We start from the raw sequence: 15050 nt of genomic DNA, 5'->3' as shown, positions 1-15050 counted from the left end.
TGCGCAAACGGCGCGGGACGGGGGCGTTTTCACGGCCTGGGCCCACTGTGGGCCCTCAGCGCGGCGGATCCTGCGGCGGCCGGAGTGCCTCACCGAGCGCCTTCCGGGCCCGCTCCCGGCTGCTCGGCATGAGGTGCGCGTACACCTTCAGCGTCAGCCCTGGGTCCGAGTGGCCGAGGTGCTCAGCGAGGGCCTCAACGCTCTCCCCGGCGTTGGGCCCTCGGTTGGCGTCCGAGGGCGGTTCTCGTCCGACGGTCACCACGTCGCGACGTCGTGGGCGGTGCCGTCCGTGATGGCCTGGAGTTTGTCGGGGTTGGCGACGTTGTGGATGGCGGTGACACGACCGGCGGCGTCGAAGTCGAAGGTGATGGTGGCGATCACCCGGTCCGGGGCACTGAACACCATGCCCGGGCCGCCGTTGATCTCGACGAGTTCGGCGCGCATGTCGGCGGGCTGGACGCCCTGGTAGGTGACCGTGCCGATGGCCGCGAACCACGAGGCCACCGTTTGCGCTCCTACGACAGGCTTGAGCGCCTGACGGACCTTGCCGCCGCCGTCGGTCCACAGGATGACGTCCGGGGACAACAGCTCCATGAGGGTGTTGATGTCACCACCGCTCGCGGCGGCGAAGAACCGCTCCATGACCTCGCGCTGCCGAGAGCGGTCGGCGGTAAACCGGGGCCTGCGGGCGCGTACGTGCTCACGCGCACGGTGCGCGGCCTGTCGTACCGCCGCCTCGGACCGTTCCACCGCCTCCGCGATCTCGGCGTGGCTGAAGCCGAAGACCTCCTTCAGCACAAAGACCGCGCGCTCCAGCGGGCTCAGCGTCTCCAGCACCACCAGCATCGCCATCGACACCGACTCGGCGTCCGTGACGGCATCGGCGGTGTCACCGCTGGTGAGGATGGGCTCGGGCAGCCACGGGCCGACGTAGGTCTCGCGCTTGTGCCGGGTGGAACGCAGGCGTTCCAGCGCCAGGTTGGACACGATGCGCGTCAAGTACGCCTTGGGATCGGCGACTTGGGAACGGTCGGCGGACGACCACTTTATCCAGGCGTCCTGCACCGCGTCCTCAGCGTCGGCCGCGGAGCCGAGGACGCGGTAGGCCACGGAGAACAGCAGCTTGCGGTACTCGTGAAAGACCTGCTGGCCGGCGCTCACTCGGCACCTTCGGCGACGCAGGTGAAGCGACCGCCGTGCGGCCAGAACGCGCCCGAGGCGGGCATCTTCTTCATACGGCCGAAGGTCGGCCAGGGCGAGGCAGTCACCGTCTCCTTATACCGGGCCGCCATCCGGCCGGTCAGATGAATTCGTCGCGGGCTGTCGTCGGGGCGGGTGAACTGCACGACCGCGTCGTGCCGGCCCAGGCTCACCGGCGTGTGGTAGTAGCCGAAGCGGAACGGCTTGGGCCGCTTGCCCTTCAGCTTGCGGACGATCGACACCGCGGCGTGCACACCGGTCGGCATCCCGCTCTGGCAGGTGCCGTGCATGACGCCGTAGCCCTGGCGGATTGCCGCGGCGTCACCGATGGCGTACACCTCCGGGTGCGACCCCGAACGCAGCGTGGAGTCGGTGACGATACGACCGCGCTCGTCGACGGCCAGTCCGGCGGCGGCTGCCAGCGGCGACACCCGCGTACCGCTCGTCCACAGGACGACATCGGCAGCGATGCTCTCACCGCCCGCCAGTTCGACCGACCCGGGCAGCGCCTTCACCACCTCGACGCCGCTGCGCACCCGGACGCCAAGGCGGTCGAGCGCCGACTGCAGATAGGTCCTGGCTTTTGCATTCATCGCCGCACCGGGTTCGTCCCGGCCCAGCAGTACGACATTCAGCTCCGGGTACCGCTCGGCGATCTCCGCGGCCGACTCGACGCCGGTCAGCCCGCTGCCGGCGATCACCACCGTGCCGCCGCCGAGCCGCGCCAGCCGGTCGGCCAGCACTTCGGCGTCCTGGGGGCTGTTGAGGCTGTACGTGTGGTCGTCGACGCCCGGCACCGCAGTCGTGTCGGCCACGCTGCCCAATCCGTACACCAGCGTGTCGTAGTGCAGGACCCGGTCGTCGTCGATCCGCACCGTCCGTGTGTCCGCGTCCACCGCCGTCACCCAGCCACGCACGAACCGTGCGCCCGTCCCCTCCAGCAGCTTCGGAATGCTCAGCTCGGCGAGCTGCTGCCCGGTCGCCGTCATGTGCAGCCGCAGCCGCTCGGTGAACCGCTCCTGCGCATTCACGAGGGTCACCTGCACGTCCTCGCGCTGCTTGACCCGCGCCGCAAGCTGGATGACCGCGGACATGCCCGCGTAACCCGCCCCCACGATCAGAACCCGGTGGGTGGTCGCCCTGCCGACTTCATGCTGTGCGCTCATCGCTTTCCCTTCCTCCGCTCGCTGTTGACGACCAGTGGATGGAAGCTGCGAGCCAGTCCGTGACATGAAGTCGATGTGATGCGCGCCATAGTTGGCTTGGTGGGGGTTCCGCCTCCTGGTTGAGCCCGCAATCAACTGGGGCGAAGAGCGAGGGTGGGGATTTTCAAGGGTCTGGTCGGAATTTCGTGACGGTCACGATCGCAGCAGGACACGGGTGCGAAGGAGCCGGAAGGAGCCTCGGCCGTACATCTGCCGCTTGATCGTCTTAAACGGTTGACGTGTCCCTCGACGACTCCGGAGCTGTAGTCGAGAGTCATGCCGGCGAGGACGGCGTCCCAGTCCTGGCGGAGGAATCCGGCGAAGCCCCGCACGGGCCCGGGCCCGGTAGTCTCGGCCTCGCGGACCCAGGTGGCCAGGAGATGTCCTCGCCGGTCGCGGACTAGGCCGGTGAAGACGCGGGCCAGGTCGCAGGCGGTGGCGATGTCCGGGCAGGCGATGCGCACCTCGTCGAGCTGGTCTTGTTCCTCACGGCTGAGCCCGTCGCGCGGTCTCATGATCCATGAGGTGATCTTGCGCGGTGTGGGGATGGGACGGGGAGGCTCGGCCGCGGCGGTGCCGCCGCGCATGGAGCGGATGTAGAGGCGGACGGCCTGATGGTTGCCGCGGTAGCCGTGCTCGTGGATCTCGCGGTAGAGCTGGGCGGCGTTGGTGCAGCCGTCGGTGAACCGCTGCTGGATGTAGGGGCGGTAGGGGTCGAGTTGGCGGGGGCGGCGGTCGCGGGCCGAGGCGATCAGCACGTCGAGATCGGTGGTCAGGTAGCGGCGGACGGTCTTACGGTCCAGTCCGAACCGGCGGGCGATGGCGCTGATCGTCCAGGTCGCCTCCCGTAATCGGTGGATTTCCGCATGCCGTTCCGTCACCCGTTGCATGAGCGGGGTGGCGGGGATGCTGTCGAGTGGCGGCGCCAGCGGCAGCAGTGCCGTTGGCGGTGCGGTCGCCGACGGGGGTGCGTCCACGTCGTCCAGGGCGTATTTGTGCAGGCAGGCGCGGTGTTGGTGGCAAGTCCTCTCGATCGCGGCCGACAGATTCTGAAGCAGGTGCCAGCGGTCGGCCACCTCGGTCGCGTCCGGTGCCGCCTCCTTGATCGCACGGCTGTAACCGCTGTCGCGGTCCCGGCAGACGATCTCGGCGCCGGGGTGTGCGGTGAGCCAGGCGGCGAGCGTCTCGCTGGTGCGGTCGGCCAGCAGGTCGATGGGGGTGGAGGTCTCGACGTCGAGCAGGATGGTCCCGTAGGTGCGCGAGCGGCGAAAAGCGAAGTCGTCGACACCCAGCACCCGCGGGCTGTGGGCGGGAACGTCGGGCGCGTGCAGCTGGCCGAGCAGCCGGGCCAGGCCTGTGGGCACGGCCAGCGAGCGGCACAGCCGCGTACCCGGTCGGCCGCCTGCTGTGAGCGCGACAGACCGCCACAGCGTCTTCACGCCGGGCCCGGCACGGGCATAACGCGTGGTCAGACCCTCGACCTGCTCGACGAACGTGCGCGGCCCGCAATCGGGTGCGTCGCAGAAGAACCGCCGGACCTCCAACTTCACCACCACGCGGCGCCCGCCGACCGGGTACTCGGCGAGCCGCCGCCCGTACCGGCTGTGCACACGATGTGAGGCGGTTGCGCAGTCCGGGCACCTCAACTCAGGTACGGCGCTGTGGGCTTCGGCCACAACCACCCCGCCCACCTCGGTCAACCGGTCCAGCACCATCCCCACGGAGTTCGGGAACAGTACGTCCTTCAGCACGAACAGATCCCCCATGAGTAGGGCATTCCCGCCGTCAAACGTGAGTTGGCCTCATCGATTCCTAATGCCGTTCGTCAAGCCGCGGCGCACGCTTGAGGTAGCGGGCAGGATGTGTCGGAGGTGCGCGGTACAGTCCGTTCATCCGACTGGGGAGGGCTCATGGCGACCAAGTGGAGCTTGACGATCGACTGCGCGTACCCGGCGAAACTGGCCGCGTTCTGGGCGCTGGCGTTGGGCTACGAGGAGAAGCCCGCGCCCGCAGGGTTCGGGAGCTGGGAGGAGTGGTTCTCGCATCATGAGGTTCCGGAGGACGAGTGGGATGACGGGGCGTACCTCTCAGATCCGGACGGCGTGGGCCCCACCTTGTCCTTCCTGAAGGTGCCGGAGCCGAAGGTGGCGAAGAACCGGCTACATATCGACGTGCAAGTTGGTGGCGGCCGTGAAACCCCGTGGGAGGTGCGCTGGCCGCGCGTGGTCGAGGCGGTGGAGCGGTTGACCGCTGCGGGCGCGACCGTGGTCCGCGAGGACGAGTTGCAGGGCAGGCCGGATCACGTGGTGATGGCAGACCCGGCAGGTAACGAGTTTTGCCTGGTCTGACGGGGTCGGTCAGACCACCTGGCCGCGCGCAGCGTGTCGCGTCCCTTCCTATGCGGCAGCCCTTGCCGGCGGAGCTGGCTCGTAGCGCCGTCCGTCTCGCAGGAGTGAACCTTCCCCTTGATCGTGGACACCTGGAGACTGGGACCTGAGGGTTCCAGAGGAAGTAGCACCAGGTGGGAAGCAAGTACACGAAGCGGTACACCGAAGAGTTCAAGCGGGACGCCATCGCGCTTGTCGACTCCTCGGGCAAGACGGTCACGGCGGTCGCCCGGGAACTCGGCATCAGCTCCGAGTCCCTGCCCGGCTGGTACCGCAAGGCGAAGGCGGGCCGGGGCGAGGGCACTCCCGGCGAATTGAGCAGTGCCGAGCGCGAGGAGCTCCAGCGGCTGCGGCGGGAGAACCGCGAGCAGCAGCAGACGATCGAGATCCTGAAAAAAGCGACCGCCTTCTTCGTGAAGGAGAACGACCGGTGAGTGAGTTGTGCCGGTTCGTCCACGCGGAGAAGGCGAACTACCCGATCGTTCTGCTGTGCCGGGTGCTGCACGTCGCCCGCTCCTCCTACTACGCGTGGCGCGAGGGCGAGGCCGCCCGCCATGCCCGGCAGGCCGCCGACGACGCGCTCGCGCACGAGATCACGGTGCTGCATGTCGCCTCCCGCTGCACCTACGGTGTTCCGCGCATCCACGCCGAACTGCGGCGTCTGGGGCGGCGGGTGAACCGCAAGCGCATCGCCCGAGTGATGCGCGAGCGTGACATCCGAGGCGTCACCCGGCGCAGGCGCCGCTCGTTGACCCGGCCCGACAAGAAGGCGAAGCCGGCCCCTGACCTGATCGGCCGCGACTTTCAAGCCGAGCGGCCCGGGATCAAGCTGGTCGGCGACATCACCTACCTGCCCACCGCCGGGGGCTGGCTCTACCTCGCCTGCTGGCTGGACCTGGCCACCCGCGAGGTCGTCGGCTATGCCATGGCCGATCACCACCGCACCGAACTGGTCGTGGACGCCCTCGACATGGCCTACGGCCGAGGGAACCTGGAGCCCGGCTGCGTGATCCACAGTGACCGCGGCAGCGAATACACCTCGGCCCAATTCAGCGACCGAATAAGGGAGTTGGGACTGCGGAACAGCTACGGACGCACCGGATCATGCTTCGACAACGCGGCCGCAGAGAGTTTCTGGGCCCTGCTCAAGGAAGAGATCGGCACCCGCATCTGGCCCGACCGGGCCACCGCCCGCGCCGAGGTCTTCACCTTCATCGAGACCTTCTACAACCGCCGCCGCCTGCGCAAGCACAAGACCTTCGGCTACCTCACCCCGGCCGAGACCAGGCAGCGGCATCAACACACCCTCGCGGCATAACCAACGAGTGTCCAAGATCATGGGGAAACTTCAATTCTGGAGTACACCTTCACGTGGACGGCGGGAGCCAGCAAGGGCAAGGTCACCCATCAGACGTACCTGTCGGTGGGCTTCACGGACAAGATCGGCTGACACCGCACTGGCGGGGAGGTCCTCGAACGACCGAGGGCGCCTGGGGGCGTACAGCGCCCCCAGGCGCCCTCGGTCAGTTGTTTCTGTTCCTGACGGCGGCGGCGTGCATGGTCGTCACGCTAAGGACGGCCCCCCAAGCCCCGCCCGGAACACGCGATCGTGACCGTCACGAAATTCCGACCAGACCCATTTTCAAGGAGTCCCGACACCGGACGGTGTTGCTTGTCGTATCCCAGGTCAGGGCCCGTTCTCCGGCCCTCTGGGAGCCGGATGCGCCCCTCTCTCTCACGAGTGGCGCGGTCACAGGCAAGAGGAGCACGCCGGGGGGTGTTCCTCTTGCCTGTGACCGCGCGAGCGTCCGACTCGGCGCGCGCCGAGGACGAAGAGACCACCCCCGACGGCGGGTGGTCTCTTCTCGCCCGGACCGCCTCAGCGTCCACAGCGTCAGCACCCGCCCGCTCCCAAGAGAGGGCCGTGACCTGTGCAAACGGGCTCCTAGCAGCGGAGGGTGGCCGGACGCTACTGGACGCTGCGGACGCTGTCCTCCCTCAACTCTCCAGTGCCTTGACCGGGAACGTTCGCCGGGGCGATGGAACAGCATGTGATACCTGAACCGTTCGGTAATGTGTTCGTCCGGGGAGGGCCCGAACAGCTGCGGCCAGGCGGCAACGCCGGCCACAAGCCGTAGACACGTCCCATGACCACGGACATCGGCACGGCATCCGGCCCCTGATCCCCAAGGACGGACCACAAGACGGACGGGGGAACACCGATGACGACTGCTGACGCCTTGTCCGGGACAGGGAGCAGCCCACCGCCGGAGAGCGACACGGTCATCGACGTACGGGATCTGCGGATGCGCTACCGCAGCCAGGACGTACTGCAGGGGGTCGGCTTCACGGCCCGGCGGGGCGAAGTCGTCGTGCTGCTCGGCCCGAACGGCGCGGGCAAGACGACCACGATCGAGGTCCTGGAAGGCTTCCGGATGCGCTCCGCCGGTGACGTGGCCGTCCTCGGCACCGATCCGGCTCGCGGGGACGAGCGGTGGCGGGCGCGCCTGGGCATCGTGCTGCAGTCCTGGCGCGACCACGGCAAGTGGCGGGTGCGGGAACTGCTGGCCCATCTTGGCTCGTACTACGCGCCGTACTCCACCGCCCTCGTGCGGCGGCCGTGGGACGTCGATGGGCTCATCGACGCTGTGGGGCTGACCGAGAAGGCGGACGAGCGCGTCGGAACTCTGTCGGGCGGGCAGCGCAGACGCTTCGACGTGGCCGTCGGCATCGTGGGCAGACCCGAGCTGCTGTTCCTGGACGAGCCTACGGCCGGTCTGGACCCGGAGGCGAGGAACGAGTTCCACGGCCTGGTACGCGGGCTCGCGGACGAGAACACCACTGTTCTGATGACCACGCACGACCTCGCCGAGGCGGAGAAGCTCGCCGACCGGATCCTCATTCTGGCCGGCGGCCGGATCGTGGCCGACGGCTCGGCCGAGGAGTTGTCCCGGCAGGCATCGGCCGAGGCCACCGTGCGTTGGACACGGGACGGGCGGCCCTTCGAGGAGGCGACGGCCGAGCCGACCCGGTTCGTCCGTCGGCTGTTCGAGGAGCACGGCGAGGCGATCGGCGGGCTGGAGGTGCGCCGGGCGAGCCTGGAAGAGACCTATCTGACGATGGTGCAGGAGCTGGAGTCGGGGAGCGTTCCCGATGAGCGGGCGGCGCACTCTTTCGGGGAGGAAGCGCGATGAGTCCGGTGTGGTACGCGGCGGGAATAGGGGTGCGGCGAGGCTGGACGGAACTCCGACAGACCTTCACCACCGGCCAGGACGTGTTCGGGTACGTACTCTGGACGGTCCTGCTCATCGTTCCTCTCTTCCTGGTCAGGGACGAGTCGCTGAAGGGCGCCGGTATCTCGGTCGGCGCGTTCATGCTGCCGAGCATGCTGGGGATGACGCTTGCGTTCACCGGGATGATGACCACGGCGCAGTTGCTCGCGACCGAGCGCGAGGACGGCACGCTGCTGCGGGCCAAGGCCGTGCCTCACGGCATGGTCGGCCACCTGGTCGGCAAGATCATCATGGTTTCGGGGACGGCTCTCGTCTCCATGGCCCTCCCGTTCGCCGCTGGCGTGTTCCTGGTGGACGGGGTTGCCCGGCAGGGCGGCGGAGCGTTGCTGACGCTGGTGTGGGTGGTGCCGCTGGGTCTCCTGGCAACCCTGCCGATGGGCGCCGTCATCGGCTCCCTCGTCGGCAGTCCGCGCACCATCGGTCTGCTGATGCTTCCGGTGATGGGACTCATCGTGATCTCCGGAATCTACTTCCCCCTGTCGAAGCTGCCCGAGTGGCTGCAGACCGTCGGGCAGATCTTCCCCGTGTACTGGCTCGGCCTCGGCCTCCGGGCCGCGTTGCTGCCGGCCGAAGCGGCCGCCGCCGAGGTCGGCGACTCCTGGCGACACCTGGAGACAGCGGGCGTGCTGGGTGCCTGGGCGGTCGCCGGGCTGCTCCTCGCACCGTCCGTCCTGCGCAGAATGGCCCGCCGCGAGTCCGGGGCCGCGATGGCGGAACGGCACCGGAAGGCGATGCAGCGGGTCGGTTAGTGAGGTGCCGGAGATAGCGGTCCTGTTCCTGGTCAGGCCGCGTTGGGCGGAGGTCGTCGGCCCCAGCGGAGGTACTTCTCGCTGCGGATGCGGGCGCGTTCCTGCGCTGGGCGGCGAGCACGTCGGGGTGGCGGACGGTGGCGTTGCGCCAGCGCACATGGCGATGCAGGGCCCGGCGTTGAGCGGGCGAGGACGGCCTCCCGCCCATCGAGGGTCCGGACAGGCCAGGCCGAACTCGTTGAACCGGTGGATCACCTCCCGCATCCCGATCGGTCAGTCCGCGCACACGCACAGACTCCGCCACCACACCCCTGGGGGCGCCTAGGCCGCGGCACCGGTGATGTCCGGGGCGATGAAGCGGCGGTGCAGTGGGCTGATGGTGGTTTCGGGGGTGCCCGTGAGGCCGGCCTTCTGGATCGCGGGGGCGAGGCGTTCGGTGAAGAAGGTCTCGAAGGCCTGCTGGGATTCCCAGACGTCGGTGACGTGGAGGCCCTGGTCGTCGAACCAGGCCACGTGCACCTGACCTCCGGCCGCCGGAACCCCCTCCCAGTCGACCGCGTCCCGCACGGTGTCGTACTGCTCCGCTGTCACGTCTGCCCAGAGCATCGACATCACTACAGCCATGTGTGAGTCCCCCTTTTGCTACCGGTGTCGGCATGGGGATGGTTGCATCCCGCGAGCTTCGCCGGACAGGGCGTGCGGAGGCGTACCGGCGCCTGCCAAAGGCCCGCGCACGCTCAGATTGTCAGGGGCACCGGATGGATCTCGTCCGCCTTGTGGCCGGAGCGTTCGTGGATGCGTTGGACGGCGTCGGCGGAGGGGGCCTCGGAGAGGCAGTAGACGGTGCCGGACTGGGGGTCGGCCCAGGCGCGTTCGAAGTGGACGTTCTCGTCCTTCTCTATGTCGAGGTCGGCCTTGTGGGCGGCCTGCAGCTGGTCCGCGGTGATGCCCTTCATCCCGTGGTGGACGTCCATGTATTTCGCCATGGCCTCCTACCTCCTTCTGTTCCTTTTTCTGTTCCTTCTTCTCTCGCGCCTTCTCTCCCTTCCTGTCCTCATCCCTTCCTGTCCTCTTCCTTCATGCTGCTCCCGTACGGCCGCGTGGGCGACCCGTTGAAAGCACCCCCGGGGTCGAACGTGCGTGCGCTAGCGTCCCGTCATGCGCATGTTGAAGGTGTGGCTGCCGGCCGTCGGGATCGCGGCTCTCCTGGGGGTCGCGGCCGTGAAGGGCGCGGTTGGGGCGATTCCCGAGGTGGAATTCCTCATGGAGTACGGGTGCGGAGGCGAGGAGGACCGGCTCGGGGAGGCGCTGGCCGGGGACGCCGTGCTGGACGACGAGCCGGACGGGGCCGGGGCGGGGGAGGCGTACGACGGGTGCGACGACGACGATCTGTTCGTGGTCGCGGGGAAGTCGTACACGTACGACGAGGGGCAGGGTCGAGGCCGGGAGAGCGACGTCGTGGTCCACGAGAGTGTCCTCGCGCACTACCGGGATGCCGCGCAGGCGCACGGCTGGCGGTACCGGTCGAGCGGCTGCTTCAGCAAGAGCATCGACGGGACCACCGCGTACCTGACCATCGACGGGCCGACGGGCGGGGTCCTCGACGTCGGGATCATCGCCAGTCGCGAGCCCTCCGAGCCCTACTGCTGAACGCTCACCGAACGTGAACGCTCACCGAACGTGAACGCTCACCGAACGTGAACGCTCACGAAACGTTCTCCCGCCCCGGACAGGAGGAAGGGGGCCCGTCACGAGCGACGGACCCCCTTCTCCCGCGTACGAAAGCGACCGCGTGCCGGTCAGCCGGTCAGCCGCACTGGCACGGGTTGCCCGACTGGCACCCGCACGCACATCCGGAGCCGCAGCCGCAGGCGCCGAAGAGGGGCAGGGTCTTGACGTCGGCGGGCTGATGGCTGTCCCGGACCTGTGTCGGGTCCGGAGTGCTGGGGCTGGCGGGGGATTCGGCCATGGTCCCTCCTCGAAGGCAGCGGATGCAGCGGATGGAGCGGATGCAACGAAGGCAACGGATGCAGCGAAGGCCCGTGCCTGTGCCCATTGGTTGCCCCATTGCAGGCCCGTTCAGCCGGGCGCATCAACGGCGCACGGAGGCGTCCACACGCCCCGCAGGACCATCAGGCGCCGGAGCCCCGCCCCATGACCGGAGCCCCATGACCGAAGCCCCGCGCTCCTCACCCTCCCCGCACCAGCCGGGAGCCCTACGCCCCCTCCACCCCCGTGACCGGCTGGATGTCCGCCTGCAGCTCGTCCGCGTGCTCACCCGTCACCAGGTACACCACACGCTTGGCGACGGACACTGCGTGGTCCGCGAAACGCTCGTAGTAGCGGCCGAGGAGGGTGACGTCGACGGCGGTCTCGATGCCGTGCTTCCAGCGGTCGTCCATGAGGTGCTGGAAGAGGGTGCGGTGGAGGAGGTCCATCGCGTCGTCGTCGCTCTCCAGCTGGAGGGCGAGGTCGACGTCCTTGGTGATGATGACCTCGGCGGCCTTCGCCATCAGGCGCTGCGCGAGCTGGCCCATCTCCAGGATCGTGGCGTGCAGGTCACGCGGGACCGTGTTTTCGGGGAAGCGGAGCCGGGTCAGCTTGGCCACGTGCTGGGCGAGGTCGCCGGAGCGCTCCAGGTCGGCCGACATGCGCAGCGACGTCACGACGATCCGGAGATCCGTCGCCACCGGCTGCTGCCTGGCCAGCAGGGCTATCGCGCGTGCCTCCAGGTCGTGCTGCAGGTCATCGACCTTCTGGTCGGCCTCGATCACGCTCTCGGCCAGCTTCAGGTCGGCGTCGAGCATCGCCGTCGTGGCACGACCGATGGCCGACCCGACCAGTCGGGCCATCTCGACCAGGCCCTCACCGATCGAGTCAAGTTCCTCGTGGTACGCGTCCCGCATCAGGGTGTCCCTCTCTTACGTACGTCTGCTCGTGGGTAACCAGAAAAGCCCTGCCGAAAGCCGTTCCGCCAGGCCAGGACGACCGAATGAACGGTGACCTGAGGCCCGGACGAACCCCACGCTCCCACGTTCCGACCCGTACGCGTCCGTTTCAGCCATCCCAAATGAACCAATACTGGCTCCAAGGTGAACTCTGGGCGACGAGTGTTCGAGGTCGCCCTCCGATCGCTGTGGGGATGTCCGACCTCATGCCTAACCTGGATGCATGGACGTGAACGCGGCTGTCGCCGCAGCGGCAGCGATCGCCGGAGTGCTCACCGGTGTCATCGCCATGCTGGCGTTCCGCGTCAGCGAGCGCGAGCAGAAGCGTCCGACCAGGACCTCCCTGCACACGGACCCGGTACTGCCGCCCGGTGTCGACACCGTGCTGTCCGTGCTGCGCTCCTCCGCCGTCGTGCTCGACGAGGCCGACGGCGTCGTCAAGGCCAGCTCCGCCGCGTATGCCCTCGGGCTGGTGCGGGGCGGGAAGCTCGCGGTCGAACCGATGCTCAAGATGGCTCGCGACACCCGACGGGACGGAGAGATACGACAGGTCGAGCTGGACCTGCCCCGGCGCGGCACGGGACGCGGGGAGGCGCTCGCCGTCTCCGCGCGCGTCGCTCCCCTGGGCTCCAGGCTGGTGCTGCTCCTCGTAGAGGACCTCACCGAGGCCCGCCGGATCGAGGCCGTACGCCGTGACTTCGTCGCCAACGTCAGCCATGAGCTGAAGACGCCGGTCGGCGCCCTGTCGCTGCTCTCGGAGGCCGTCATGGGGGCGTCGGACGACCCCGAGGCGGTGGAACGCTTCGCCGGGCGCATGCAGATCGAGGCCACCCGGCTCACCAACCTCGTGCAGGAGCTCATCGACCTCTCCCGGGTGCAGAACGACGACCCGCTGGAGGACGCCGAGCCCGTCCGGGTGGACGAGCTGGTCGCCGAGGCCGTCGACCGCTGCCGCCACCAGGCCGGCACCAAGCAGATCACCATGGCTTCGAACACGGGGACGCCCGAGGGGTTCGAACAGGGGGGTGGTGCGCGGTCGGCGGGCGGCACCGCCGAGCTGCGTGTCTGGGGCAACCGCGGGCAGCTCGCCGCGGCCCTCGGCAACCTCGTCGAGAACGCCGTCAACTACTCCCCGGCCCGCACCCGCGTCGGCATAGCCGCGCGCCGGGTGACCGCCCCCGGCGGGGACCATATCGAGATCGCCGTGACTGACCAGGGCATCGGCATCTCGGAGAAGGACAAGGAGCGCGTCTTCGAGCGCTTCTACCGCGTGGACCCGGCCCGATCCCGCCAGACCGGCGGTACGGGTCTCGGTCTCGCGATCGTCAAGCACGTGGCCGCCTCGCACGGCGGGGAGGTCACGGTGTGGAGCTCCGAGGGACAGGGCTCCACCTTCACCCTCAGGCTGCCGGAGGCGGGCGCGACCCGTGACCGTGCGGCCCAGCACCCGGACCTCGACGTCGAGGACGGACAGCCTCACACCGACCCATCCCCGTACGGACCGTACGAACCGCTTCCCGCCCCGGAGGTCCTTCCGTGACCCGAGTGCTCGTCGTCGAGGACGAGGAGTCCTTCTCCGACGCCCTGTCCTACATGCTCCGCAAAGAGGGCTTCGAGGTCGCCATCGCGACCACCGGGCCCGACGGTCTCGACGAGTTCGAGCGCAACGGAGCCGACCTCGTCCTGCTCGACCTGATGCTGCCCGGCCTGCCGGGCACCGAGGTCTGCCGTCAGCTGCGCGGCCGTTCCAATGTCCCGGTGATCATGGTGACCGCCAAGGACAGCGAGATCGACAAGGTCGTGGGCCTGGAAATAGGAGCCGATGACTATGTCACCAAGCCCTTCTCCTCCCGCGAACTCGTCGCCCGTATCCGGGCCGTTCTGCGCCGCCGCGGCGAGCCCGAGGAGGTCACCCCGGCCGCGCTGGAGGCCGGCCCCGTCCGTATGGACGTCGACCGTCACGTGGTCACTGTCTCGGGCTCCAAGGTCGACCTCCCTCTCAAGGAGTTCGACCTGCTCGAAATGCTGCTGCGCAACGCGGGCCGCGTCCTGACCCGCATGCAGCTCATCGACCGGGTCTGGGGCGCCGACTACGTCGGCGACACCAAGACCCTCGACGTCCACGTCAAGCGCCTCCGCGCCAAGATCGAACCGGACCCGGGCGCGCCGCGGTACCTGGTGACGGTGCGAGGGCTCGGCTACAAGTTCGAGCCGTAGACCGGCGGTCGCGCCATCGCCGTACGCCGAAGGGCGGCACCCCTGGGAGGGGTGCCGCCCTTCGGCGCAGGTGTACGGGCCTCAGTGGCCGGCGGTCTCCTCGGAGGCCGAGGTGGACGGGGAGGCCGTCGAGCCGGCGGCGGCGCCCTCCTCCTCGGCGGTGCCCTCGCCGGTGGACGGGGTCCCCGAGGTGGACGCGGACGGTGAGCCGGAGACCGACCCGGACGGGGAGGCGCTGGCGGCGGGGGCCTCGGGGATGTCGCTCGGGCCCCACTTCTCGAAGTAGTGCTCGGCGGGGACCACGAAGGCGCGCAGGCCGACCTCGCCGGTCTCGCTGAAGTTGAAGGTGACCCGCTGGGCGTTGCCGTCCTTGACGGCGTCGGTGAGGTCCGTCAGGACCGCGGAGGCGTTGTTCTCGCCGCCCAGGACCACATAGCCGCCGGCGGGGATGACGACCTTGCCGCCCTTGCCCTCGCCCTTGGCCGGGGTGAGCTCGGCGGTGCCGGCGCCGTCCACGGTGATGGAATCCAGGGTCTGGTCGGTCGTGGCGCCGTTGAACACCGTCGCGGAGACCACTGCGGGACCCTCGGTCTCGGTACCGGGCTGGGTGACCACGATCGCATTCTGGATCTTGATGTCGCCGACGCTGGTGGCCGCGTTGTCCGGCTTGACTTCCAGCGTCTGGGCGTTGTTGCCGGCGGCGCACGCGGCGAGTGAGGCGATCGAGAACGCGATGGCGGCGGCGGCGAGGCCGCCGCGTCGAAGGCTGCTGCTCACGGCGGCGGCAACTCCTAGAACGTGGGCGGTACGTGGTCGGTAGCGGCCTTAGGTTACCGAGCCGTCCCGTCGCCGCCGCACCCGACCCTCCCCAAGTCCCCGACAAGTCGCCGGAGGCAATTGGCGGACGTGTCACGCACACGTCTGTCCGGCATTCACATAACCTCCGTCGAACTCGTCACCGCCGCGCCCTGGATTTCCGCCAAGGAATGTGGGCCGGCACGGGAAATCGATCAGCCGCAGGAACACTCGCGGGAAGGCCCTCCGGAACGCT

At 69.0% G+C, this 15050-nt stretch carries 16 protein-coding genes and 2 pseudogenes; 8 read left to right on the top strand and 10 right to left on the bottom strand.

Annotated elements, in window-relative coordinates; all coding sequences use genetic code 11:
• Positions 1-55: 55 nt before the first annotated feature.
• The 4 genes and pseudogenes from OG858_RS20945 to OG858_RS20930 form a co-directional block, all read right to left on the bottom strand.
• Positions 56-214, bottom strand: a pseudogene (locus tag OG858_RS20945) (site-specific integrase); the annotation flags it as partial.
• A gap of 41 nt (positions 215-255) precedes the next feature.
• Entirely contained in the window at positions 256-1161 is a 906-nt protein-coding gene (locus OG858_RS20940; protein WP_319067785.1) for an RNA polymerase sigma-70 factor, read from the bottom strand.
• Positions 1158-2366, bottom strand: a complete 1209-nt coding sequence (locus OG858_RS20935; RefSeq protein ID WP_328544633.1) for an NAD(P)/FAD-dependent oxidoreductase — start codon at positions 2364-2366, stop codon at positions 1158-1160. The genes OG858_RS20940 and OG858_RS20935 overlap by 4 nt, the downstream gene beginning before the upstream one ends.
• A gap of 131 nt (positions 2367-2497) precedes the next feature.
• Positions 2498-4171, bottom strand: coding sequence for an ISL3 family transposase (locus OG858_RS20930; RefSeq protein WP_328544634.1), 1674 nt, complete (start codon positions 4169-4171; stop codon positions 2498-2500).
• A 144-nt stretch (positions 4172-4315) separates the two neighbouring features.
• Between OG858_RS20930 and OG858_RS20925 the strand changes: the two genes are divergently transcribed.
• The 5 genes from OG858_RS20925 to OG858_RS20905 all read left to right on the top strand — a co-directional run bounded on the left by OG858_RS20925 (position 4316) and on the right by OG858_RS20905 (position 8834).
• Positions 4316-4753 carry a VOC family protein gene (locus OG858_RS20925; protein WP_319319366.1) on the top strand — a complete coding sequence of 146 codons (438 nt, stop codon included), beginning with the start codon at positions 4316-4318 and terminating at the stop codon, positions 4751-4753.
• A gap of 173 nt (positions 4754-4926) precedes the next feature.
• Positions 4927-5226 carry a transposase gene (locus OG858_RS20920; protein WP_319319364.1) on the top strand — a complete coding sequence of 100 codons (300 nt, stop codon included), beginning with the start codon at positions 4927-4929 and terminating at the stop codon, positions 5224-5226.
• Positions 5223-6110: an IS3 family transposase gene (locus OG858_RS20915; protein WP_328544635.1), complete on the top strand. Its 888-nt coding sequence runs from the start codon at positions 5223-5225 to the stop codon at positions 6108-6110. Before OG858_RS20920 ends, OG858_RS20915 begins: the two co-directional genes overlap by 4 nt.
• A gap of 904 nt (positions 6111-7014) precedes the next feature.
• Complete coding sequence (locus OG858_RS20910; protein WP_086746820.1) at positions 7015-7986, top strand: ABC transporter ATP-binding protein; 972 nt, start codon at positions 7015-7017, stop codon at positions 7984-7986.
• Positions 7983-8834: an ABC transporter permease gene (locus OG858_RS20905; protein WP_179200806.1), complete on the top strand. Its 852-nt coding sequence runs from the start codon at positions 7983-7985 to the stop codon at positions 8832-8834. The genes OG858_RS20910 and OG858_RS20905 overlap by 4 nt, the downstream gene beginning before the upstream one ends.
• A gap of 32 nt (positions 8835-8866) precedes the next feature.
• Here the strand turns inward: OG858_RS20905 and OG858_RS20900 are convergent.
• From OG858_RS20900 to OG858_RS20890, 3 genes and pseudogenes are all read right to left on the bottom strand, one after another.
• Positions 8867-9015, bottom strand: a pseudogene (locus OG858_RS20900) (IS630 family transposase); the annotation flags it as partial.
• A 140-nt stretch (positions 9016-9155) separates the two neighbouring features.
• Positions 9156-9458, bottom strand: a complete 303-nt coding sequence (locus OG858_RS20895; RefSeq protein WP_086746818.1) for a class I SAM-dependent methyltransferase — start codon at positions 9456-9458, stop codon at positions 9156-9158.
• 113 nt (positions 9459-9571) lie between these two features.
• Entirely contained in the window at positions 9572-9820 is a 249-nt protein-coding gene (locus tag OG858_RS20890; RefSeq protein WP_086746817.1) for an SCO4226 family nickel-binding protein, read from the bottom strand.
• 172 nt (positions 9821-9992) lie between these two features.
• Here OG858_RS20890 and OG858_RS20885 point away from each other — a divergent pair, with 172 nt between their 5' ends.
• Positions 9993-10484 (top strand): hypothetical protein, encoded by a 492-nt coding sequence (locus OG858_RS20885; protein WP_319067791.1) that lies wholly within the window; start codon positions 9993-9995, stop codon positions 10482-10484.
• A gap of 157 nt (positions 10485-10641) precedes the next feature.
• On the opposite strand, the gene OG858_RS20880 is transcribed toward OG858_RS20885, so the two are convergent.
• Positions 10642-10803: a hypothetical protein gene (locus OG858_RS20880; protein ID WP_179200805.1), complete on the bottom strand. Its 162-nt coding sequence runs from the start codon at positions 10801-10803 to the stop codon at positions 10642-10644.
• 247 nt (positions 10804-11050) lie between these two features.
• Positions 11051-11740 (bottom strand): phosphate signaling complex protein PhoU, encoded by a 690-nt coding sequence (phoU, locus tag OG858_RS20875; protein ID WP_086746815.1) that lies wholly within the window; start codon positions 11738-11740, stop codon positions 11051-11053.
• 265 nt (positions 11741-12005) lie between these two features.
• On the opposite strand from phoU, the gene OG858_RS20870 reads away from it, so the two are divergent.
• Positions 12006-13322, top strand: a complete 1317-nt coding sequence (locus OG858_RS20870; RefSeq protein ID WP_086746814.1) for a sensor histidine kinase — start codon at positions 12006-12008, stop codon at positions 13320-13322.
• Positions 13319-13999 carry a response regulator transcription factor gene (locus tag OG858_RS20865; protein ID WP_009340348.1) on the top strand — a complete coding sequence of 227 codons (681 nt, stop codon included), beginning with the start codon at positions 13319-13321 and terminating at the stop codon, positions 13997-13999. The genes OG858_RS20870 and OG858_RS20865 overlap by 4 nt, the downstream gene beginning before the upstream one ends.
• Positions 14000-14080: 81 nt before the next feature.
• Here the strand turns inward: OG858_RS20865 and OG858_RS20860 are convergent, their stop codons facing one another.
• Positions 14081-14776 carry a copper chaperone PCu(A)C gene (locus OG858_RS20860; RefSeq protein WP_086746813.1) on the bottom strand — a complete coding sequence of 232 codons (696 nt, stop codon included), beginning with the start codon at positions 14774-14776 and terminating at the stop codon, positions 14081-14083.
• Between the last annotated feature and the right edge of the window lie 274 nt (positions 14777-15050).

The organism is Streptomyces europaeiscabiei, assembly GCF_036346855.1.
Classification (GTDB): domain Bacteria; phylum Actinomycetota; class Actinomycetes; order Streptomycetales; family Streptomycetaceae; genus Streptomyces; species Streptomyces europaeiscabiei.
This window is presented reverse-complemented; position numbering and strand designations above follow the sequence as displayed.